Annotated in this window: 19 protein-coding genes; 5 read left to right on the top strand and 14 right to left on the bottom strand. The window is 54.8% G+C overall.

The features are described from left to right. Positions 1–71: 71 nt before the first annotated feature. Positions 72–1,520: a tRNA uracil 4-sulfurtransferase ThiI gene (thiI, locus tag H2Z33_RS02735; protein ID WP_063134740.1), complete on the top strand. Its 1,449-nt coding sequence runs from the start codon at positions 72–74 to the stop codon at positions 1,518–1,520. A 94-nt stretch (positions 1,521–1,614) separates the two neighbouring features. Here the strand turns inward: thiI and yajL are convergent, their stop codons facing one another. Together yajL and panE are read right to left on the bottom strand one after the other, a co-directional pair. After that, on the bottom strand, positions 1,615–2,208 hold the full coding sequence (gene yajL, locus H2Z33_RS02730) for a protein deglycase YajL (RefSeq protein WP_047637563.1): 594 nt from the start codon (positions 2,206–2,208) through the stop codon (positions 1,615–1,617). Continuing rightward, positions 2,171–3,082 carry a 2-dehydropantoate 2-reductase gene (gene panE, locus H2Z33_RS02725; RefSeq protein WP_063134741.1) on the bottom strand — a complete coding sequence of 304 codons (912 nt, stop codon included), beginning with the start codon at positions 3,080–3,082 and terminating at the stop codon, positions 2,171–2,173. The genes yajL and panE overlap by 38 nt, the downstream gene beginning before the upstream one ends. 125 nt (positions 3,083–3,207) lie before the next feature. On the opposite strand from panE, the gene H2Z33_RS02720 reads away from it, so the two are divergent. Beyond that, complete coding sequence (locus tag H2Z33_RS02720; protein ID WP_017383179.1) at positions 3,208–3,699, top strand: YajQ family cyclic di-GMP-binding protein; 492 nt, start codon at positions 3,208–3,210, stop codon at positions 3,697–3,699. 32 nt (positions 3,700–3,731) lie between these two features. Here the strand turns inward: H2Z33_RS02720 and H2Z33_RS02715 are convergent, their stop codons facing one another. The 7 genes from H2Z33_RS02715 to H2Z33_RS02685 form a co-directional block, all read right to left on the bottom strand. Continuing rightward, a complete protein-coding gene (locus H2Z33_RS02715; protein WP_017694418.1) occupies positions 3,732–5,093 on the bottom strand; it encodes an MFS transporter in 1,362 nt (453 codons plus the stop codon). 114 nt (positions 5,094–5,207) lie between these two features. Beyond that, positions 5,208–5,855 (bottom strand): L-fuculose-phosphate aldolase, encoded by a 648-nt coding sequence (fucA, locus tag H2Z33_RS02710; RefSeq protein WP_033486681.1) that lies wholly within the window; start codon positions 5,853–5,855, stop codon positions 5,208–5,210. A 28-nt stretch (positions 5,856–5,883) separates the two neighbouring features. Beyond that, a complete protein-coding gene (locus tag H2Z33_RS02705; protein ID WP_063134743.1) occupies positions 5,884–6,879 on the bottom strand; it encodes a LacI family DNA-binding transcriptional regulator in 996 nt (331 codons plus the stop codon). A gap of 61 nt (positions 6,880–6,940) precedes the next feature. Beyond that, complete coding sequence (locus tag H2Z33_RS02700) at positions 6,941–8,530, bottom strand: FGGY-family carbohydrate kinase (RefSeq protein ID WP_063134744.1); 1,590 nt, start codon at positions 8,528–8,530, stop codon at positions 6,941–6,943. Positions 8,531–8,541: 11 nt separating this feature from the next. Continuing rightward, a complete protein-coding gene (locus H2Z33_RS02695; protein ID WP_000858088.1) occupies positions 8,542–9,492 on the bottom strand; it encodes an ABC transporter substrate-binding protein in 951 nt (316 codons plus the stop codon). A 46-nt stretch (positions 9,493–9,538) separates the two neighbouring features. Beyond that, a complete protein-coding gene (locus H2Z33_RS02690) occupies positions 9,539–10,522 on the bottom strand; it encodes an ABC transporter permease (RefSeq protein ID WP_017383183.1) in 984 nt (327 codons plus the stop codon). Between the two features lie 2 nt (positions 10,523–10,524). Next, on the bottom strand, positions 10,525–12,024 hold the full coding sequence (locus H2Z33_RS02685; protein ID WP_017383184.1) for a sugar ABC transporter ATP-binding protein: 1,500 nt from the start codon (positions 12,022–12,024) through the stop codon (positions 10,525–10,527). A gap of 407 nt (positions 12,025–12,431) precedes the next feature. Here H2Z33_RS02685 and fucI point away from each other — a divergent pair, with 407 nt between their 5' ends. From fucI to fucU, 3 genes are read left to right on the top strand one after another with little or no spacing between them, the layout of a single operon-like run. Beyond that, entirely contained in the window at positions 12,432–14,210 is a 1,779-nt protein-coding gene (gene fucI / locus H2Z33_RS02680; protein WP_063134745.1) for an L-fucose isomerase, read from the top strand. Between the two features lie 49 nt (positions 14,211–14,259). Beyond that, complete coding sequence (fucK, locus tag H2Z33_RS02675; protein WP_048220440.1) at positions 14,260–15,663, top strand: L-fuculokinase; 1,404 nt, start codon at positions 14,260–14,262, stop codon at positions 15,661–15,663. Beyond that, a complete protein-coding gene (gene fucU, locus H2Z33_RS02670; protein ID WP_017383187.1) occupies positions 15,656–16,084 on the top strand; it encodes an L-fucose mutarotase in 429 nt (142 codons plus the stop codon). Before fucK ends, fucU begins: the two co-directional genes overlap by 8 nt. A 40-nt stretch (positions 16,085–16,124) precedes the next feature. On the opposite strand, the gene cyoE is transcribed toward fucU, so the two are convergent. The 5 genes from cyoE to cyoA are packed head-to-tail and all read right to left on the bottom strand — an operon-like array spanning position 16,125 to position 20,909. After that, entirely contained in the window at positions 16,125–17,012 is an 888-nt protein-coding gene (gene cyoE, locus H2Z33_RS02665; protein WP_017383188.1) for a heme o synthase, read from the bottom strand. Positions 17,013–17,023: 11 nt separating this feature from the next. Beyond that, on the bottom strand, positions 17,024–17,350 hold the full coding sequence (locus tag H2Z33_RS02660; protein WP_006809888.1) for a cytochrome o ubiquinol oxidase subunit IV: 327 nt from the start codon (positions 17,348–17,350) through the stop codon (positions 17,024–17,026). Beyond that, on the bottom strand, positions 17,350–17,964 hold the full coding sequence (locus tag H2Z33_RS02655; RefSeq protein WP_003859057.1) for a cytochrome o ubiquinol oxidase subunit III: 615 nt from the start codon (positions 17,962–17,964) through the stop codon (positions 17,350–17,352). Before H2Z33_RS02655 ends, H2Z33_RS02660 begins: the two co-directional genes overlap by 1 nt. Continuing rightward, positions 17,954–19,945: a cytochrome o ubiquinol oxidase subunit I gene (gene cyoB, locus H2Z33_RS02650; protein ID WP_017383189.1), complete on the bottom strand. Its 1,992-nt coding sequence runs from the start codon at positions 19,943–19,945 to the stop codon at positions 17,954–17,956. The genes H2Z33_RS02655 and cyoB overlap by 11 nt, the downstream gene beginning before the upstream one ends. 16 nt (positions 19,946–19,961) lie before the next feature. Continuing rightward, positions 19,962–20,909: a cytochrome o ubiquinol oxidase subunit II gene (gene cyoA, locus H2Z33_RS02645; protein WP_006809886.1), complete on the bottom strand. Its 948-nt coding sequence runs from the start codon at positions 20,907–20,909 to the stop codon at positions 19,962–19,964. Positions 20,910–21,159 lie beyond the last annotated feature (250 nt).

The raw sequence follows: 21,159 nt of genomic DNA, 5'->3' as shown, positions 1-21,159 counted from the left end.
CCACGGGTGTGGGCTGCTGTATCATTTTCCACTACAAGCCTTTATAAGCTTGCCTAAGAAACATTGCCGCCATGAAGTTTATCATTAAATTGTTCCCTGAAATCACTATCAAAAGCCAATCCGTGCGTTTGCGCTTTATTAAAATTCTCACCGGGAACATTCGTAACGTATTAAAACACTACGACGAAACGCTCGCCGTGGTGCGTCACTGGGACCATGTAGAAGTCCGCGCGAAAGACGAAAACAAACGTCTTGATATTCGCGACGCGCTGACCCGTATCCCGGGTATTCACCATATTCTGGAAGTGGAAGACGTTCCCTTCACCGATATGCACGATATCTTCGAAAAGGCGTTGGTGCAGTACCGCGACCAGATCGAAGGGAAAACGTTCTGCGTGCGCGTGAAGCGCCGGGGTAAGCATGAGTTTAGCTCTATTGAGGTTGAGCGCTACGTCGGTGGTGGTCTGAACCAGCACGTTGAAACGGCGCGCGTGCGCCTGACTAACCCGGACGTCACCGTTAATCTTGAGATCGAAAACGATCGCCTGCTGCTGGTCAAGGGCCGTTACGAAGGTATTGGCGGTTTCCCTATCGGCACTCAGGAAGATGTGCTGTCGCTGATCTCCGGTGGTTTCGACTCCGGCGTGTCCAGCTATATGCTGATGCGTCGCGGCTGCCGCGTGCACTACTGCTTCTTTAACCTGGGCGGCGCGGCGCATGAAATCGGCGTACGTCAGGTGGCGCATTACCTGTGGAACCGCTTCGGCAGCTCTCACCGCGTGCGTTTTGTGGCGATCAACTTTGAGCCGGTGGTCGGCGAAATCCTCGAAAAAGTGGACGACGGCCAGATGGGCGTGGTGCTGAAGCGTATGATGGTGCGTGCGGCGTCCAAAGTGGCTGAGCGCTACGGCGTGCAGGCGCTGGTCACCGGTGAAGCGCTGGGGCAGGTCTCCAGCCAGACGCTGACTAACCTGCGTCTTATCGATAACGTGTCTGATACGCTGATCCTGCGTCCGCTGATCTCTCACGATAAAGAGCACATCATCGATCTGGCGCGTAAAATAGGTACTGAAGATTTTGCCCGCACCATGCCGGAATATTGCGGTGTGATCTCAAAAAGTCCAACCATCAAAGCGGTGAAGGCGAAGATCGAAGCGGAAGAAGAGAACTTCGATTTCAGCATCCTGGAAAAAGTGGTGGCGGAAGCGTCCAACATCGATATCCGTGAGATCGCTCAGCAGACCGAGCAGGAAGTGGTTGAGGTGGAGACGGTCAGCGGCTTCGGTGCTAACGATACGATTCTGGATATCCGTTCTGTTGATGAGCAGGATGACAAGCCGTTGCAGGTGGGAGGCGTCGAGGTGGTTTCGCTGCCGTTCTACAAGCTGAGCACCCAGTTTGGCGATCTCGACCAGAGCAAAACGTATCTGCTGTGGTGCGAACGTGGGGTCATGAGCCGTTTGCAGGCGCTGTATCTGCGTGAGCAGGGCTTTGCGAACGTGAAGGTGTATCGCCCGTAGTTTCTCGCCCGGTGGCGCTTCGCTTACCGGGCCTACGGTACCGTGCATTTGTAGGCCGGGTAAGGCGTAGCCGCCACCCGGCTTTTTTTATGCACTACTCTTCATAGTAATTATAAATACCCGCCGCCATCACCAGCGACGAAGCCACTTCGTAGGCCTTCTCGCGCCCGACCAGCAGGTCAATAATCTTCAGGCCAAAATCAATGGCGGTGCCCGGCCCCTGGCTGGTGAGCAGGTTAACGCGTGGATCCCAGACCACGCGCTTATCCACCCACTGGTCTTGCGGAATAGTGTCCTTCAGGCCAGGGAAGCCGGTCATATTGCCGATGGGGAAAATGTCGTGCGGAACCAGTACCGTGCCCGCGGCCGCACAGATTGCCGCGACGATACGCCCGGAAAGATGAAACTGACGAACGGTTTCAACCAGCAGTGGGCTGTCGCGGAAACACTCAGCCCCCTTCAGACCACCCGGCAGAACGATAATGTCGTAATCACCGTCCGCCACCTGTACAAGCGGTGCATCCGCCAGGATCTTCACCCCACGCGAGCAGGTAATCGCCAGACTTCCGTCGCTGGCGACGCTGGCGGTAGTAACCTTAATACCACCACGCACCAGCAAATCAATGGTGGTGACCGCTTCTGTCTCTTCGCTACCAGGGGCGAGGCATACCAGTGCCGATGCGCTCATACTCACTCTCCTTTCGTTTTACTAACTCAAACAGACGGCTGTTTTCCGCAACGGTAATGCCGTGTGCCCGGGCGCGTTTTAACAGATAACCGGTTATGTAATCAATTTCGGTATGCCGCATAGCCCGGATATCCTGCAACATTGAGGAGATATTTTCTGCCGTACTCTCAATGACCTGGTCGACATAATAACGTAAATCGGATTCTGAGGTGTGGTAGCCTTCGCGTTCAATGACGGCGGCAACTTCCCGGCAAATCAGCGCTACCCGATCGGGGTGCTGGCGCAGCTCACCGTTAGGGCAATCCAGCAGGGCGGTCAGCGGATTGATCGCGCAGTTCACCGCCAGTTTGCGCCACAGTTCCGCGCGAATGTTATTGTGCCAGGCGACGTCAGGCAGCGTGCTTTGCAGGGTATCCGCAAGATAGCTGTAATCGCCGGTCTGTTCACGCGCAGGACCGATATGGGTGATACCACTGGCAACATGGATAATGACGTTACCGTCGCGACGTGCCGCGTGGGTGGTTGTCCCCATCAGCAGCGGTTGTCGGACAGATTTTAGCTCTTCAATGGTACCCATACCGTTGTGAATCAGCAGGATTGGCGTGCGTTCAGGTAACTGGGCGGCCAGGCTTTTCACCGCATCGGAGACCTGCCAGGCCTTCAGCGTGACCAGCAGCAAATCACTGGTGGCAAGAAATTCCGGATCGTTTGCCGTCAAAGACTCGTTGAAAATTGAACCGTCTGTACCAATTACGTTCACACTGCAATAGGGCTGGGGAATTCGCAGCCAGCCCTGAACGTCGTGTCCCTGTTTGCATAGCGCTGTAAGCCAGAGTTGGCCAAGGGCTCCGCATCCAAGCACTGTTACTTTCATCGTTCCTCCTCACCTGCAACGGCGCCAGGTGCTATGACGCTAAGTATAGCGCCATCAGCTAAGCTTCTCGTTATGCCTCGTTGCGGGTATTATGCAACGCAACAAAAATGAAGGGAGAAGAAAAGATGCCATCTTTCGATATTGTTTCTGAAGTTGATTTGCAGGAAGCGCGTAACGGCGTAGAAAATGCTGTCCGTGAGGTTGAGTCACGTTTCGATTTTCGTGGCGTTGAGGCGACCATTGAACTGAACGACGCGAACAAGACGATCAAAGTCCTGAGCGAGTCTGATTTCCAGGTCAACCAGTTGCTGGATATCCTGCGCGCCAAGCTGCTCAAGCGCGGCATTGAAGGGACCTCACTCGATGTACCGGAAGATTTTGTTCACAGCGGCAAAACCTGGTTTGTGGAAGCGAAGCTGAAGCAGGGGATTGAGAGCGCGGTACAGAAAAAAATCGTTAAGCTTATCAAAGACAGTAAGCTCAAAGTGCAGGCGCAGATCCAGGGTGAAGAGATCCGCGTGACCGGAAAATCCCGTGATGACCTGCAATCCGTGATGGCGCTGGTGCGTGGCGGCGATCTCGGTCAGCCATTCCAGTTTAAAAACTTCCGCGATTAAGACAATCATGCCCGGCTAAACCGGGCATTTTTTCAGGCCTTCAGCGCCTGCTCCACCTCAAAGCGGTTAGTCACTTTGCTGTCAATTTTGACATACGCACTGCGCTCTTCCGGGACAATCAGCACTTCGCTCACGCCCTCTGTCGCTTCCAGACGCTGTTTTAACGCGTCACCGATTGCCACGTCATCGGGAATTTCTACCCGCAGGCTACTTACATAGCGCGGCTCTTTCATGGTGCTGGCAACAAACAGCCAGAGCATCGCCAGCAGCGCACCGGCGAGGAAAACGGTCTGGGAGTCAAACAGACCGTCCACCCAGCCGCCGAGCGACCCGCCGATCGCCACGCCGAGAAACTGGCTGGTGGAGTAAATGCCCATCGCGGTGCCTTTGTATCCTGCCGGAGACTCTTTGCTGATAAGCGACGGCAGCAGGGCTTCCATCAGATTAAACGCCAGGAAGAACAGCTGTACGCCGGCGATCAGTTCCCAGAAATGCGGGCCAGCGCCCCACAGCACAATCTCGGCAATCAGCAATAACGCCACGCAGCCCACGAAGACGCGTTTCATTTTGCGCTTCACTTCGGCGTAAATAATGAAGGGCACAACGGAGACAAACGAGATCAGCATTGTGACCAGATAAATTTTCCAGTGCTCTGCCGCCGGGAAACCGGCTGCGGCAAGTTGACCGGGCAGGGCGACGAAGGTGGACATCAGCAGAATGTGCAGGCACATAATGCCGAAGTTCAGCTTAAGCAGGCGCGGCTCGGCGATGACTTTGCTGAAGCAGCCTTTCACCATCCCGGATTCACGGTTGAGGACGTGGTTTTTACTGTCAGGCACAACCCACAGCGTGAGTGCGATCCCAATGGTCGCCAGCACCGCAATCATCCAGAACAGGGCGTGCAGGCCGAGCGCATGAGTGATGACAGGCCCCAGCACCATGGCAATGGCAAACGTGACGCCGAAGCTGACGCCGATAAACGCCATGGCTTTGGTGCGGTTTTGCTCGCGGGTTAAGTCTGACAGCAGCGCCATCACGGCGGCGGCAATCGCCCCGGAACCTTGCAGGGCGCGCCCAAGAATAATTCCCCAGATGGAGTGGGAGAGGGCGGCGATGATGCTGCCAAGTACAAACACCAGCAGCCCGCCGACAATCAGCGGTTTGCGACCCACGCGGTCGGAGAGCAGGCCAAAGGGGATCTGGAATATCGCCTGCGCCAGGCCGTAGATACCAATCGCCAGACCAATCAGCGCTTCGCTGGCACCCTGTAACGCCATGCCATATGTGGTCAGAACGGGCAGGACCATAAACATGCCAAGCATCCGCAGCGAGAAAACAGTCCCTAAACCCCAGGTCGCACGCAGTTCGCCTGGCGTCATTTTATAATCGTTCATTACCACCTCTACCAAAAAGCAGGCCATAGTTTAGGCGGGGTGATAAGTGCGGTAAATAGGTGTTTGTTTAAGAGATATTACGAGGGTGTGATAAAAGCACCCCCGGATAAAAAATTACGCCTCGACGCGCAATCCGTAGCTTTTGAATTTCTCAAGAACAATGGCAATTTCATCGTCACTGAGTACAGGAACGGGATCTACTATCGCCAGCGTGGCCAGGTAGAGTTTTGCCAGCACCTCTACCTCCTGCGCCAGCCACAGTGCCTTTTCAAGATTTTCTTCGCAGGTTATCAGGCCGTGGTGCTGTAAGAGCGTCGCTTTGCGATTGCGTAATGCGACCGCGACATGCTCTGACAGCGCGCGCGTCCCGAAGGTCGCGTAAGGGGCGCAGGGAATGGAGTTTCCCCCGGCGGCGGCAATCATATAGTGAATAGCAGGAATGGGGCGGTTGAGTATCGAGACGGCGGTACAGTTAACCGCATGGTTATGGACGACGGCGTTAGCATCCGGGCGGGTCTGATACACAACCTGATGAAAACGCCATTCGCTGGAGGGCAGTTTATCTTCTTCGTGTCGCCCCTGTGCATCTACATAGACGATACTCTCTTCGGTCAGATGCTCGTAGGGAATTCCGGTCGGCGTAATCAGCATGCCGTCGCGATAGCGAACGCTGATATTGCCGGCGGTGCCCTGATTTAACCCCATGCGGGTCATCTCAAGGCAGGTGTCGATAATGTCTCTGGCTAATCGGGCTCGTTCCATTTTTTATTCTCCGGGTACAGTTTTATTTTTACTGGCGGGAACGTTTGACCAGCTTCATATCGACTTTCGCCGTCTCGTTAACCGCTTCGCCGTCGATGGCTCGCTGCATCAGTTCAAACGCTTTTTCCGCCCAGGTATCTTCATCCTGCTGCATGGACCAGACGCTGTTAGGCAGGAACCCCAGCATGGGGTGCTCATCGAAGGTGCCGATATTGATGTGTTGGGGCACGGTGCCGGTACGCGTCCGCAGGGCTTCAATTGCCCCTTCCAGAACGGGTAACGATGAGGCGATAAACGCCTGTGGAACACCCTGGCTGTCGATAAGCGAATCCATCAGGGCATATCCGCCCTCCGGCGTATTGTCCGGCCCTTCGATGACCCACTCGCGATGGTGAATACCGGCTGTTTTCAGGGCCTGTAAGTAGCCGTTCAGACGGTTCGTAATACTGGGCAGTGCGGTATCGCCCACAAGGAACCAGAGCGGCGTTTTTCTCTCTGCCAGCATGTTGCGGGCCAGTTCATCCCCCCCGGCCTCGTTATGACTCTCAACCAGCGCGTTGTCAGTAAAGCCAAAATCCCGGTCGAGGAGCACCAGTGGTTTTTGGATCTGCCGCAAATGATGCTGCTGGTTTTCCAGCGTCGAGGGAACGATAAACAAGCCGTCCACGTTGCGCGCCATCAGGGCTTTGACCAGCTTGTTTTCGTAATCCACATCGTTGTAAGTACAGCTGATCATCAGCTGGTAGCCCGAACGGCGGCAGCGCAGTTCGAGTTTCTCGGCGAGCGTTGCAAAGAACACGTTCGAGATGTTGGGTACGATGAGTCCCAGCGTCTCGGTTTTGTTTAGCTTAAGACTGCGCGCCGAATGGTTGAGGGTATAGCCGAAGCGCTCGACGTGTTCATTAATTCGGGACTGTGTTTTCACGCTGATCCGATACTGTTCGGCTTTCCCGCTCAGTACCAGCCGCACGGTGGTGACGGATAAATTCAGATCCTTCGCTATCTGTTCAACTGTTTTGGCCATCGCTACGCCTCAATCCTTAACGTACGTAAAAAACTGCTGATAAAGCATACGCATCCTGCCATTACATTTCCTGCTGCATCAGGAGATTAAGCGCCTGCTGCTGGGTCCACAGCATCAGGTACGCCTCATATTTTTGCCTGTGGAAAGCCGCGGTTTCCGGCCGACGGGTGATGATGTCGCCGGCTTTGACCATTTCCCGGGTGGCATCGGTGAGCGTTGCCCATGCACCGCTCGCCACAGCGCCGCAAATGGCCGCGCCGAGAGTGACGGCATCTTCTTCGGCTAAGAGATGAATATCGCAGCCCGTGGCATCGGCATACTCCCGCAGCCAGAGCCGGTTATGGGTGGCTCCTCCACAAATGACAATGCGCGACAAGGTGTGCCCGTGATGTTTCAGGGTATCCATAATATGTCGTGTGCCATAGGCTATGGCCTGTAGCGTGGCCAGATAGAGCCTCGCCAGCGCACGTTCACCGGTTTCTAATGTCAGACCGACCACGCTGCCCCGCGCATCCGGACGCGAACGCGGCGAGCGGTTGCCGTAGTGATCGGCCAGAATGTGCAGGTTGCGGGTGGGATATTTTTCTTCCTGTTCAAGCGCGGCTACCCAGTCGTTGAGCAGCGCCACCGGATGGCGTTGCGCCGCTTCTGCTTTTGCAAACAGGTCTGCGCTGGCTCCGTGCTCGCGCAACGTCCAGTCGACCAGCGCCCCGGCAGCACTTTGCCCGCCTTCCGTCAGCCAGTAGCCCGGCAGCATGGCGCTCCAGTAAGGCCCCCAGACGCCGGGCGTATGGATCTCCGTCTGACTGGCAAGCATATGGCAGTTCGAGGTTCCGCTGATGAGCGCCAGCGTGCCCTCCGGGTGTGAGCCCGTCAGCGCCACGCCACCCGCGTGGGCATCGATCATGCCGCTTGCCACAACCACCTCTTCGGGCAACCCCAGAGCTTGCGCTGCCTGTGGGCTGAGTTTCCCGACGCATTCAGCGACGTCCAGAATAGTATCGGGAATTTTTGTCAGTAAGGTCTCCAGCCCCACCTCCCTGAGCAGCGATTCGCTGAACTGCGCCTCATGCGCAAGGTAGTTCCATTTGCAGGTGAGGGTGCACAGGCTGGCGGCGTCCTGGCCCGTTGCTTTCCAGACCAGAAAATCGGCAAGGTCGAAAAAGCGCCAGGCCTGATTCCATGTTTCAGGATGATGTCGCTGCAACCACAGCAGTTTTGGCAGTTCCATTTCAATACTCACCTCGCCGCCCACGTAGCACAGGGCCGGATCGCGTGTGGCATTGATGCGAACAGTTTCTTCGTGAGCACGATGATCCATCCACATAATGATGTCCTGCGAAGCCGGACTGTCGGGGGACACGCTCAGGCCGTTACCCTCAGCATCCAGCGCGACCAGCGAGCAGGTGGCGTCGAAGCCAATCGAACGAATGGCGTCGGGTGAGATCCCAGAGGAGTCGACGGCTTCCCGCACCACCGCGCAAACCTGCTGCCAGATCTCCGCGGAGGACTGTTCCACGCGCGCGTTGCTGGCGTGAAACTGCGAAATCGGACGGGTCGCGAAGCTCAAACGCTCGCCTTGCGCAGAGTAAAGCCCAGCACGGACGCTGGCTGAACCCACATCGACCCCGAGGAAATAGCCGTCACTCATCATAAACTTCCTTATTTTTTACCAAACGGATGTAACAGTTTATCAATTTCAGGGGTGTTGATATTCTGCGCATTGACATATTTCACTGGAATATCAATTTCCTTAGCCACCGTCTGTCCGGAAATCACCGCATTCAGCGCCTTTATGCCCTGATAACCAATCTGGTACGCGTCCTGCACCACGAAGCCCTGAATCACGCCGTTTTTGAGGAAGTTAATGATGGCTTCGGTGCTGTCAAAACCGATGACTTTCACTTTGCCCTTCAGATTCTGGCTGTCGATAGCGTTCGCAACGCCCAGGGTTGAGCCTTCGTTGGTGGCATAAATACCGGCGATATCCGGGTTGGCCTGAACCATATCAATGGTTTTATCCATCGCTTTTTGCGGGTCGCCATCGCTATATTGCACCGGCAGTACCTGAATATTCGGGTACTTCTCTTTCATTCGCTCGCTGAATCCTTCAGAGCGCTCAATGGCGGACGTCGTTCCGGCTACGTGGGCGATAATACCCACTTTCCCCTTCTGGCCTACCTGCTCCGCCAGCGCATCCGCAGCCTGTGCGCCCGCCTTACGGTTATTGGTGGCGACAAAGCTGGCCGGGATATCGGAGTTCACGCCCGAGTCGAAGGTCACCACTTTGATCCCCCGGCTGTTGGCGGTTTCGACCAGCGGGGCAAGGGCGTTTGCATCAAGCGCGGCCAGCAACAGGCCGTTTGGCTTTTGTGCCATGGTGTTTTCGACTAACTGGATCTGCTCGGCGATTTGCGTTTCATCGGCAGGGCCAACGTAGCTGGTTTTGTCACCCAACTCTTTTGCGGCAGCTTCCGTCCCCATTTTGACCGTCTGCCAGAATTCGTGCTGGTAACCTTTACTGACTACCGGCAGGTTTAAATCTTTTGCCAGCGCGCTGCTGGACAGGATGGCAACGAGCGACAGGGCGCTCAGGATATGGCTGGTTTTCATTATTTTGCTCCGTTGTAGGGTTGGCAGGGCTTGTTGTATCGAGAACCTAACGCATTCTTTTACGTAACGTGTCCAGGTAGACGGCGGCAACGACGACCACGCCCATCGCCACCATCTGCCAGAACTGGGACACGCCCATGAGATTGAGGCCGTTTTTCAGCACGCTCATAATGAACGCGCCTATGATGGTGCCGCCAATCGTGCCCACGCCGCCCATCAGACTGGTACCGCCGATCACTACCGCCGCAATGGCTTCCAGCTCATAACCCACGCCTACGGTTGGCTGGCCTGAATTGAGACGAGAGGCGAGGATCACCCCGGCCACGCCGGTTAACAGGCCGCATAAGGCGTAAACGAAAATTTTCACGCGCTGGACTTTAATCCCGGAAAGATGTGCCGCCGTTTCATTGCTGCCGACAGCGTAGATATAGCGGCCCATCACCGTTTTCTTCAGGATCCACATGGCGATCAGTGCCACGATGACCAGGTAGAACACCGGGTAAGGCAGGACGTCGAACAGGCGACCCTGCGCTAGCAGCTTGAACTGCGGGTAGTCAGAAAAATAAATCGCGCGGCCATCGGTCATCACCATATTGATGCCGCGTACCGACATCATTAAGCCGAGGGTGGCAATAAACGGTGGTATGGTCATTTTGGTGACCAGAAACGCGTTCACATAGCCGCAAAGCCCGCCGGCGAGCACGCCTGCCAGAATACAGACCGGCAGCGGCATACCAAATCCGGCGGCGATGCCCACCGCAACCCCTGAGAACGCCACCACCGATCCGAGCGACAGGTCGATCCCGGCGGTAATAATCACAAAGGTTACGCCAATGGCCATGATGCCAATCACCGCCGTTTGCAAGGCGATGGTCATGATATTTTCAGTATTAAAGAAGAACGGTGAGCTGAAGCTGAAAAACAGAACCAGCAATACCAGGCTAAAAAGAGGCGCCAGACGCATCAGGAGCGCTTTATTTATTTTCATCGTATGACTTCCGCTTTGCGGCGATGGAACGGTAACGGACATGATTAATCCTCCAGCGTGGCGTATTGCATGATTTTTTCCTGGGTGGCGTGCTCAGCCTCTATTTCGCCGGCAATGTGGCCGCTGCGCATCACAAGTATGCGGTCGCACATTCCTAATACTTCCGGCAGTTCGGATGAAATCATGATGATCGATTTACCTTTAGCGACAAGGCGGTTCATTAGTTCATAAATTTCCAGCTTGGCGCCAACATCAATTCCCCGGGTTGGCTCATCAAAAATTAAAATATCGGTATCTTTACAGACCCAGCGGGCAATAATGATCTTCTGTTGATTACCGCCGCTTAAATTCAGTGCCGCCTGTTCCAGATGCGGCGTTTTTATTCGCAGCGCATCCACCAGTTTCTGGCTGGACTCCCGGCAGCGTTTTTCATCGACATTACCCGCGGCGCCGGCGTAGTCCGGGTAATTGCCGAGCATAATGTTCATCTCAACGGAAAGGCCGAGGGCGAGTCCCTCTTTTTTGCGGTCTTCTGTTAAATAGCTGATGCCTTTCTCAATGGCGTCAGCCACGTCTTTAATCCGTGTGGGGGTGCCGTTCAGCGTCAGGGTACCGGCGTCGATCGCATCGGCGCCAAACAGGGCCCGGCCCAGTTCCGTTCGGCCTGCGCCCATTAAGCCAGCGAGGCCGAGGATCTCACCGCGCCAGAGGGTAAAGTTGATGTCGTGCAGTACACCATTTCGCGTCAGGCCATTCACCTCCAGCACTTTTTCTCTGCGCTGATGCGGCGGGCGTTTTGGGTAGATGTTATCGAGATTGCGGCCAACCATCATGGCGATAAGCTCGCCGATCTGAACCGTTTCATAATCTACGGTGGCGATGTATTGTCCGTCGCGCATGACGGTCGCGCGATCGGCGATCAGCGCCAATTCTTCCAGACGGTGCGAGATGTAGACTATCCCCGTGCCCTGAGCCTTGAGCATCCGCGTGACGTCAAATAAACTCTCGATTTCACTTTCGGTCAGCGCGGCGGTGGGTTCATCCATGATTAGCACTTTGGCATTGACCGAAATCGCTTTGGCAATTTCCACCATCTGCTGCTGGGCTACGGTTAATTCACTGACGCGGGCGTCCGGGGCGATTTTTAAATTCAGCGTGTGCAGTATTTTCTCAACCGCCTGTCGCTGGGCGCGTTTATCTAACTGCCAGCGACTATTTTTGCAGAATTCACGGCCAATAAAGATATTCTCTTCCACGGTTAAATCGGGAAAGAGATTAAATTCCTGATGGATAATCGTAATACCTGCGTGCTGAGCACTTAGCGGATCGCTGAATGATACGGATTGCCCTTCAAAGCGAATTTCACCGGAATCGGGTTGGTAAACACCGGATAATATTTTCATCAGCGTCGATTTGCCGGCACCGTTTTCACCTAACAGGGCATGAACTTCGCCGCGGCGTAAATCGAAATCAACCTGATTAAGCGCCAGCACGCCGGGAAAGCGTTTGGTGATGCGCGTCATCTGAATAAGAGTCTCTGACATTGCAAAATTCCTGTGTTGGAAAGGCAATGAATCACAAGCCACAGTGATTTAGTTATTAAGCTAACTCGACTTAGCTTTCGTCCTTAAAAGCTATTTTAGGGTCATAATTTAGCCAAATCATTTGTATTCAAATTGTGACGTCGTGCAAAGGTATTTTGTTATTTAATTGAATTTAAACGGTATGTTTAGTTTTTGCTGAATCGTAATACCTGACGCTGATCGAATTTTGACCTCTCATCGTGAAACTGCTCACAGATTCTGCACATTTATCTTGTCTCATTTTTAGTGAGAACCCTAAGCTAATTCGAGTTAGCAAATTTCACCGCTTTCCGTTCACGGTGCTGCCCGGGCGCTTTTTCACGGCTATGCCCCTGAGACGGATAGGTTAACCAACGTGAGGAAGGGCTATGAAAACGATAAAAGCGTTACCCCGGATTGGCATTCGACCTGTTATTGATGGTCGCCGAATGGGCGTACGTGAGTCTCTGGAAGAGCAGACCATGAACATGGCGAAAGCCACGGCGGCGCTACTCAGTGAAAAATTACGCCACCCCTGCGGTACGCCCGTAGAGTGCGTAATTGCCGACAGCTGCATTGCCGGAATGGCGGAATCCGCCGCTTGCGAAGAGAAGTTCAGCACGTGCCACGTTGGTCTGACGATCACCATCACCCCCTGCTGGTGTTACGGGAGTGAAACCATTGATATGGATCCGCTGCGCCCGAAAGCGATCTGGGGCTTTAATGGCACCGAGCGTCCGGGGGCGGTATACCTCGCAGCGGCGCTGGCAGCGCATAACCAGAAAGGGATCCCGGCGTTTTCCATTTACGGCCACGATGTACAGGATGCGGGCGACGAGACCATCCCGGCAGACGTTGAGGAAAAATTGTTGCGCTTCGCCCGGGCGGGCCTGGCGGTCGCCAGCATGAAGGGGAAAAGTTATCTGTCGGTGGGCGGTGTCTCAATGGGGATCGCGGGCTCGATTGTCGATCACAACTTCTTTGAATCCTGGCTGGGGATGAAGGTGCAGGCGGTGGATATGACCGAACTGCGTCGCCGCATCGATCATAAGATTTACGACGAGCAAGAACTTGAGCTGGCCCTGAGCTGGGCGAAGGCACATTTCCGTTTCGGCGAGGATAAAAACGCAGAGCAGTATCGTCGCAATGAACAGGAAAATGCCGCGATCCTGCGGGAGAGCCTGCTAATGGCGATGTGCATCCGCGACATGATGCAGGGCAACCCTAAACTCGCTGCGATGGGCCGCGTGGAGGAATCGCTGGGCTATAACGCCATTGCGTCCGGTTTCCAGGGGCAGCGCCACTGGACGGATCAGTATCCAAATGGCGATACCGCAGAGGCGCTGCTGAACAGCTCTTTCGACTGGAACGGTATTCGCCAGCCGTTGGTAGTGGCGACGGAAAATGACAGCCTTAACGGGGTAGCGATGCTGTTTGGGCATCTGATGACCGGCACCGCGCAGATTTTTGCTGATGTACGCACCTACTGGTCGCCGGAGTCGGTTGAGCGTGTTACCGGCCAGAAGCTCACTGGACGGGCTGAGCACGGCATTATTCATCTGATCAACTCCGGCTCGGCGGCGCTGGACGGTACAGCGGAGCAGAAAGACGCCGAGGGGAAACCGACCCTGAAACCACACTGGGACATTACTGAGCAGGAAGCCAGCGCGTGCCTGGCCGCAACCCACTGGTGTCCGGCGGTGCATGAATACTTCCGCGGGGGCGGTTTCTCATCAAACTTCCTCACTCGGGGGGGCGTGCCATTTACCATGACCCGCGTAAACCTCATCAAGGGTGTGGGTCCGGTATTACAGATAGCGGAAGGCTGGAGTGTTGAGCTGCCGGAACACGTACATGACATTCTGAATAAGCGCACCGATTCAACCTGGCCCACCACCTGGTTTGCCCCACGCCTGACCGGTAAAGGCTCGTTCAGCGACGTCTATTCAGTGATGGCGAACTGGGGCGCTAACCACGGGGTATTAACCGTCGGGCACGTCGGCGCTGATTTCATCACCCTGGCGTCCATGCTGCGCATCCCTGTATGCATGCATAACGTACCGGAGGCGCTGATTTATCGGCCGACGGCCTGGGGCGCTCACGGTATGGATCCGGAAGGGCAGGATTACCGCGCCTGTGAAAATTACGGACCGTTATACAAACATTAATCCGGCCTGCCAGCCTGCTCCGGCGGGCTGGCAGCCTGTGGGGACCGCGATGAAAAAATGTTTTCTGGTTCTCGATTGTGGCGCGACGAACGTGCGCGCCATTGCGCTGGATCCCGAAGGGAATATTGTGGCGCGCGCCGCGGTGGCGAACGAAAGCGAAAGCGCCGCTGAAAATCCGGCCTGGCACCAGTGGTCGCTCGACGCCATCATGCAACGGTTTGCCGTCTGTTGTCAGAAAATCAGCGCAGCGCTGAGCGAGCATCACCTGTGCGGAATGAGTGTGACGACCTTTGGCGTGGATGGCGCACTGGTAGATGAGCGGGGAGAACTGCTTTACCCCATCATCAGCTGGAAGTGCCCGCGAACCGTGCCGGTGATGGAAGCGGTTGCCCGTTCATGCTCCCCGGCAGAACTACAGCAGATTACCGGCGTTGGGCAGTTTAGTTTTAACACGTTGTATAAGCTAGGCTGGCTTCAGGACAACCATCCCGATCTGTTACAGCGTGCTCACGCCTGGCTTTTTATCTCCTCGCTAATCAACCATCGCCTGACCGGAAAGATGACGACCGATCTCACGATGGCCGGTACCAGTCAGATGTTCGATCTGCATCAGCAGCGCTTCAGTGAAACGATCTTAAGCAAGATCGGCGTGCCTCATTCCCTTTTCCCGCCGCTGGTTTCCCCCGGAGAAAGGATTGGTGAATTGCGGCCCGACGCTGCATCCAGGCTCGGATTGCCTTGCGGTGTGCCGGTGATCTCCGCCGGGCACGACACGCAGTTTGCCCTTTTTGGCGCCGGGGCGGGAATTAATGAGCCAGTTCTCTCTTCGGGTACCTGGGAGATTTTAATGGCGCGCACCACGCAGGTTGATACCGCTTTGCTGGGGCAATACCCGGGTGCGACCTGCGAACTGGATAGCCGGACGGGGCTCTATAATCCGGGAATGCAATATCTGGCGTCTGGCGTACTGGAGTGGATCCGCGCGCTGTTCTGGTCGCCTGGTACCGACTGGGACACTATTCTGGCTCAGGCGGCGGCAATTCCGAACGGCGCGGATGGCGTCACGATGAATACCCAACTGCTCGATTCTCCACTCGCCGGCTGGCAGGGCGTTACGCTCACCACAACGCCAGCCCATTTTTACCGCGCAGCCCTGGAAGGACTCACGGTGCATCTGCAAGAAAAATGCCTGGCGCTGGAGGCGATCGCGCAATTTAAGGCGCGTGAACTCCTGCTGGTGGGGGGAGGTAGCCGCAATATGCTGTGGAATCAGCTCAAGTCCAATGCGCTTGGGATCCCGGTGAAGGTTCTTGAAGAGGCTGATACGACCGTGCTGGGGGCGTCTTTGTACGGATGGTGGGGCGTCGGAGAAACGGCCAGCGCTGAGGCTGCTCGCGATCGGGTCCACTATCGTTACCGTTATTTCTATCCTGAGGAGCAACCTTGTGCTTAAAACGATATCCCCTCTGATTTCACCCGAGCTGCTGAAAACGCTGGCAGAAATGGGTCATGGTGACGAGATTATTTTTGCAGATGCTCACTTTCCCGCGCATAGCCTGGGGCCAAAGACGATCCGCGCAGATGGCCTGCTCATCAGCGATTTGCTGGCCGCGGTGATACCGCTGTTTGAACTGGACAGCTATGCGCCACCGCTGGTGATGATGGCCCCTGTCGACGAGGATACGCTCGATATACAGGTAGAAGCGCGCTATCGCAACGCACTCTTTGGTGAGGCGGAAGGGGAGGGGGTTACGCGTATTGACCGTTATGCGTTTTATGCGCGGGCACAGAAAGCGTACGCCATCGTGGTGACGGGCGAGACCGCGAAATACGGCAATATACTGTTAAAGAAAGGGGTTACGCCGTACCAATAAAAAACGCCGGGCTAAACCCGGCGTTTTTACATCAGTCTTCTTACCAGACGTAAGTCAGCAGGTGTTGTGAATCTGGCACCATGAAGTCTACGGACATCATCACGGACAGGGAGGTGATGGCGACAATCGAGAACACAAACAGCTTGCGTGCCCAGACCTTGTCATCTTCCACTTTGTAACCACGCAGGGCCATGCCGAGCCACCAGACGCTCACCGCAGCTGCTACCACCAGATATTTATATCCGGCGTAACCGCCCAGAGAGAGCATCAGCGTTGCCACGGCAAAAGCGATGATGTAGAGCGTGATGTGGTTCTTGGCAACCGAAATGCCTTTCACGACCGGCAGAACCGGAATGTTCGCCGCCTGATAATCCTTAAAGCGGAAAATCGCGATGGCGTAGGAGTGCGGCATCTGCCACAGGCTAAAGATAGCCAGCAGGATGAGCGCACCGCTGTCGAACTCGTTCGTGACGGCGCAGTAGCCAATCACCGGCGGCGCAGCGCCGGAGAGAGAACCAATCAGCGTGCCGTAGACGGAGTGACGTTTCATATACAGGCTGTAGACGCCCACATACACCACGAACCCCATCACCCCCAGCCAGCAGGCCAGCGGGTTAGCACCAAACCACAGCAGCATAAAGCCAGCAATACCCAGCAAGGTGGCGTACACCAGCGAGACGGAAGGAGCAATCAGGCCTTTAACCAGCACCCGATTTTTGGTCCTTTCCATCTTCTTGTCGATATCCATGTCGATGTAGTTGTTAAATACACAACCGGACGCAACCACCAGTGACACACCGACCAGCGTGTAAATAAAGAGGGTGTAATCAATGCTGCCTTTAGAGGCCAGCAGGAACCCTCCGATTACGGAGATCAGGTTGCCAAAGATGATGCCTGGTTTCGTGACTTGCAGGTATTGCTTAAACATACTCGCCGCTCTTAGTGAACCATCATGTTGTAGTTAAGGTTCCACATAATCCAGATGGAACCGACTACCAGGATAGCGATGATAATCACGGTAAAGATAAAGGCCGTCATGTTCCAGCCTTCATCGGACTTGGTGTTCATGTGCAGGAAGCAAACCAGATGCACCAGAATCTGAATCACCGCGGTCACCAGGATTGCGCCCAGGATAACCGGCTTAGATGCAGAACCGTTCATCACCATCCAGAACGGGATCACCGTCAGAATGATCGACAGGATGAAGCCTGTCATGTAGGTTTTTACGCTGCCGTGGGAAGCGCCATGATCGTTAGAATGACTCATTACATCGCCCCCATCAGATAGACAACAGAGAACACACAGATCCATACCACGTCCAGGAAGTGCCAGAACAGGCTCAGGCACATAATACGGGTACGGTTAGTACTGGTCAGGCCGCGACGGGAGATCTGGAACATCAGCACCGCCATCCAGATCAGACCCGAGGTCACGTGCAGACCGTGGGTGCCTACCAGCGCGAAGAACGCTGACAGGAAGCCGCTACGATCCGGGCCGAAACCTTCCATGATCAGGTGATGGAATTCATAGATTTCCATCCCGATAAAGCCAGCACCAAACAGCCAGGTCAACGCCAGCCAGGAGACAACCTGGCTCTTGTTGTTTTTGTACATGGCGATAGCCGCCATGCCGTAGGTGATGGAGCTGAATAACAGCAGTGCGGTTTCAACCAGAACGAACGGCAGTTCAAAGATGTCCTTACCGGTCGGGCCGCCCGCTGTGCCGTTCACCAGAACGGCATAGGTTGCGAACAGACAGCAGAACAGGATGCAGTCGCTCATCAGGTAGATCCAGAAACCGAAGACTTTCGTCGGTCCTGTATCATGGTGCGCATGTTCATGCGCGTGGGCAGTTGAGTGCGCCAGAGTATCAGTTGCCATTTTTCAGCCCCGCTTTAGAAATCTCGTCAAAATGCTGGTTTTCCAGCTTTTCAACTTCACGGACTGGTACGTAGTAGTCCACGTCCTCGTCAAAGCTCTTCACAATCCAGCTGATTACGATGCCAGCGAAGCCAACAATCGCCATCCACCAGATGTGCCAGATCATTGCGAAACCAAATACCGTTGCGAAAGCGGCAATAACCATGCCCGCGGCGCTGTTTTTCGGCATATGGATCTCTTCGTAATGCTCAGGTTGCTTGTACGCTTCACCTTTTTCTTTCATTTCCCAGAATGCATCACGCTCGTGAATGTGCGGCACTACGGCAAAGTTATAGAACGGAGGCGGAGAAGAGGTCGCCCACTCCAGCGTACGGCCACCCCACGGGTCACCGGTCAGGTCGCGGTTCAGGTTACGGTCACGGATAGACACGTAGTACTGAATCAGCTGGCACAGAATACCGCAGGCAATCAGCGCTGCGCCGCCCGCTGCAACCATCAGCATTGGGTGGAACTGCGGATCGATCTGCTGGCTCAGACGACGGGTCATCCCCATGAAGCCCAGCACGTACAGCGGCATAAACGCCACGAAGAAGCCGATGATCCAGAACCAGAACGCGCGTTTACCCCATTTTTCGTTCAGGGTGAAACCGAACGCTTTTGGCCACCAGTAGGTCACACCAGCGAAGCAGCCGAAGACCACGCCACCGATGATAACGTTATGGAAGTGCGCAATCAGGAACAGACTGTTGTGCAGAACGAAGTCAGCACCTGGTACCGCCAGCAGTACGCCGGTCATCCCACCTACGGAGAAGGTCACGATGAAGCCGATGGTCCACAGCATAGCTGAGTGGAACACGATACGACCCTGGTACATGGTGAACAGCCAGTTGAAGATCTTAACCCCGGTCGGGATCGCGATAATCATGGTGGTAATACCGAAGAAGGCGTTTACGTTGGCACCCGCACCCATGGTGAAGAAGTGGTGCAGCCAGACGATGAACGACAGGACGGTAATACATACGGTTGCCCACACCAGAGAGGTGTAACCAAACAGGCGTTTACGCGAGAAGGTTGCCGCGATTTCGGAGAACACACCGAACACCGGCAGAACCAGGATGTACACTTCCGGGTGACCCCAGGCCCAAATCAGGTTGATGTACATCATCATGTTGCCACCCATATCATTCGTGAAGAAATGGGTACCCAGATAGCGATCCAGGGTCAGCAGCGCAATGGTGACGGTCAGAATTGGGAACGACGCGATAATCAGGACGTTGGCGCACAGAGATGCCCAGGTAAATACTGGCATCTTGAACATCGTCATACCTGGTGCACGCATCTTCAGGATGGTCACGAAGAAGTTAATACCGGTCAGGGTGGTACCGACACCGGAGAGCTGAAGCGCCCAAATCCAGTAGTCAACGCCCACGCCCGGACTGTACTCAATTCCCGACAGCGGCGGGTAGGCCAGCCAGCCAGTCTGAGCAAATTCGCCCACACCCAGTGACAGGTTAACCAGGATAACGCCGACAACCGTGAACCAGAAGCTCAGGTTGTTCAGGAACGGGAACGCAACGTCGCGCGCGCCGATTTGCAGCGGAACGACCACGTTCATCAGACCGATTACCAGCGGCATCGCCACGAAGAAGATCATGATAACGCCGTGGGCGGTAAAGATCTGATCGTAGTGGTGCGGTGGCAGGAAGCCGGCTTCGCCCGCAGACGCAAGCGCCTGCTGGCTACGCATCATGATTGCATCCGCAAAGCCACGAATTAACATGACGATACCGACGATGCAGTACATGATACCGAGTTTTTTGTGGTCAACCGAAGTCAGCCACTCATTCCACAGGTAGCTCCACTTACCGAAGTAAGTGATCAGGCCAACTAAGGCCGCGCCACCAATGATAATTGCAGCCACCGTAACCATAATAATCGGTTCATGGTAGGGCACTGCATCCAGTGTCAATTTTCCGAACATTTTCTTCCTCGGCCCCTTAGTGAGCGGTTTCCGCGTGGCTCATGTCCATGCCTTCCATACCCTGGTGCGTGTTGTGCTCGCCTTCAGGCTGGGTCATGTCCATGCTCATGCCGTGATCCATAAATTTGCCAATAACGTCTTTGAACAGATTCGGTTTCACGTTAGAGAAGTACTCCACCTTGTTGTATTCGCTAGGTGCAGCCACTTTTTCGAACGCCGCCATGTCAGACATGGTGTTTGGAGACTGCTTCGCTTTTGCAACCCACTGGTCGAAAGTCGCGCGGTCTGGCGTAGCGATAGCTTTGAACTTCATACCCGAGAAGCCCGGGCCACTATAGCTGGCGGAGATACCGTCGTAGGTGCCTGCTTCATTCGCGATCAGGTGCAGGTTAGTCTGCATACCGGCCATCGCGTAAATCTGGCTGCCCAGACGTGGGATGAAGAAGGAGTTCATTACGGAGTTGGAGGTCACTTTGAACTGAACCGGAGTGTTCGCCGGGAAGGCGATTTCATTCACGGTAGCAATGCCCTGTTCTGGATAGATGAAGAACCATTTCCAGTCCATGGAGACCACTTCAATGGTAATAGGTTTTTCATCGTGAACCAGCGGTTTGCTCGGCTCAAGTGCGTGAGTGGTTTTCCAGGTCAGTACAGCAAGGAACAGGATGATCAGAATAGGTACCGTCCAGACCACAGCTTCCACTTTATTGGAGTGTGACCAGTTAGGGCTATACTTCGCATCTTTATTGCTCGCACGATACTTCCAGGCGAAACCAACAGCCATCAAGATGGCAGGAATAACCACAATCAACATCAGGCCAAAAGCCGTCAGTATCAATGAACGTTGTTCCAGTCCAATCTGTCCTTTGGGGTCTAGTAGTGCAGAATCGCAGCCACTGAGTAATACAGTGCCTGCGAATAATGACAACCATCCCAAACTTTTATTGTATTTCCTGAGTCTCATTTAACGACCTCAATTCCACGGGAGTCTGGTGGCGTTTAAAGTGTGGGGGCATTTTACGGGAAGGTTACATTACTGTAAACATCATTAGCCCTGTGTCAGGAAGGTGTTACCGGGTTCTGCCGCACATGTCACAAGTGTTGCAAATTATGTCGCGTTTTCCGGGGGAAGCCGCACGGAGCGGGCGTTATAACGAAAGGGTGCCCCAGCATACCGCAAAAGGGACAATTGGTATAACCATTGTGAAAAATAC

The sequence above is a fragment of the Enterobacter sp. YSU genome (assembly GCF_016082135.1).
Lineage (GTDB): Bacteria > Pseudomonadota > Gammaproteobacteria > Enterobacterales > Enterobacteriaceae > Enterobacter > Enterobacter hormaechei_C.
Note: the sequence above shows the minus strand (reverse complement) of the source record. Positions and strands in the feature narration are given on the sequence as shown.

What these genes read in the sequence shown, in the direction of transcription:
- thiI (WP_063134740.1), top strand. Translation starts at nt 72, where the DNA reads ATGAAGTTTATCATTAAATTGTTCCCTGAAATCACTATCAAAAGCCAA.
- yajL (WP_047637563.1), bottom strand. Translation starts at nt 2,208, where the DNA reads ATGAGCGCATCGGCACTGGTATGCCTCGCCCCTGGTAGCGAAGAGACA.
- panE (WP_063134741.1), bottom strand. Translation starts at nt 3,082, where the DNA reads ATGAAAGTAACAGTGCTTGGATGCGGAGCCCTTGGCCAACTCTGGCTT.
- H2Z33_RS02720 (WP_017383179.1), top strand. Translation starts at nt 3,208, where the DNA reads ATGCCATCTTTCGATATTGTTTCTGAAGTTGATTTGCAGGAAGCGCGT.
- H2Z33_RS02715 (WP_017694418.1), bottom strand. Translation starts at nt 5,093, where the DNA reads ATGAACGATTATAAAATGACGCCAGGCGAACTGCGTGCGACCTGGGGT.
- fucA (WP_033486681.1), bottom strand. Translation starts at nt 5,855, where the DNA reads ATGGAACGAGCCCGATTAGCCAGAGACATTATCGACACCTGCCTTGAG.
- H2Z33_RS02705 (WP_063134743.1), bottom strand. Translation starts at nt 6,879, where the DNA reads ATGGCCAAAACAGTTGAACAGATAGCGAAGGATCTGAATTTATCCGTC.
- H2Z33_RS02700 (WP_063134744.1), bottom strand. Translation starts at nt 8,530, where the DNA reads ATGAGTGACGGCTATTTCCTCGGGGTCGATGTGGGTTCAGCCAGCGTC.
- H2Z33_RS02695 (WP_000858088.1), bottom strand. Translation starts at nt 9,492, where the DNA reads ATGAAAACCAGCCATATCCTGAGCGCCCTGTCGCTCGTTGCCATCCTG.
- H2Z33_RS02690 (WP_017383183.1), bottom strand. Translation starts at nt 10,522, where the DNA reads ATGTCCGTTACCGTTCCATCGCCGCAAAGCGGAAGTCATACGATGAAA.
- H2Z33_RS02685 (WP_017383184.1), bottom strand. Translation starts at nt 12,024, where the DNA reads ATGTCAGAGACTCTTATTCAGATGACGCGCATCACCAAACGCTTTCCC.
- fucI (WP_063134745.1), top strand. Translation starts at nt 12,432, where the DNA reads ATGAAAACGATAAAAGCGTTACCCCGGATTGGCATTCGACCTGTTATT.
- fucK (WP_048220440.1), top strand. Translation starts at nt 14,260, where the DNA reads ATGAAAAAATGTTTTCTGGTTCTCGATTGTGGCGCGACGAACGTGCGC.
- cyoE (WP_017383188.1), bottom strand. Translation starts at nt 17,012, where the DNA reads ATGTTTAAGCAATACCTGCAAGTCACGAAACCAGGCATCATCTTTGGC.
- H2Z33_RS02660 (WP_006809888.1), bottom strand. Translation starts at nt 17,350, where the DNA reads ATGAGTCATTCTAACGATCATGGCGCTTCCCACGGCAGCGTAAAAACC.
- H2Z33_RS02655 (WP_003859057.1), bottom strand. Translation starts at nt 17,964, where the DNA reads ATGGCAACTGATACTCTGGCGCACTCAACTGCCCACGCGCATGAACAT.
- cyoB (WP_017383189.1), bottom strand. Translation starts at nt 19,945, where the DNA reads ATGTTCGGAAAATTGACACTGGATGCAGTGCCCTACCATGAACCGATT.
- cyoA (WP_006809886.1), bottom strand. Translation starts at nt 20,909, where the DNA reads ATGAGACTCAGGAAATACAATAAAAGTTTGGGATGGTTGTCATTATTC.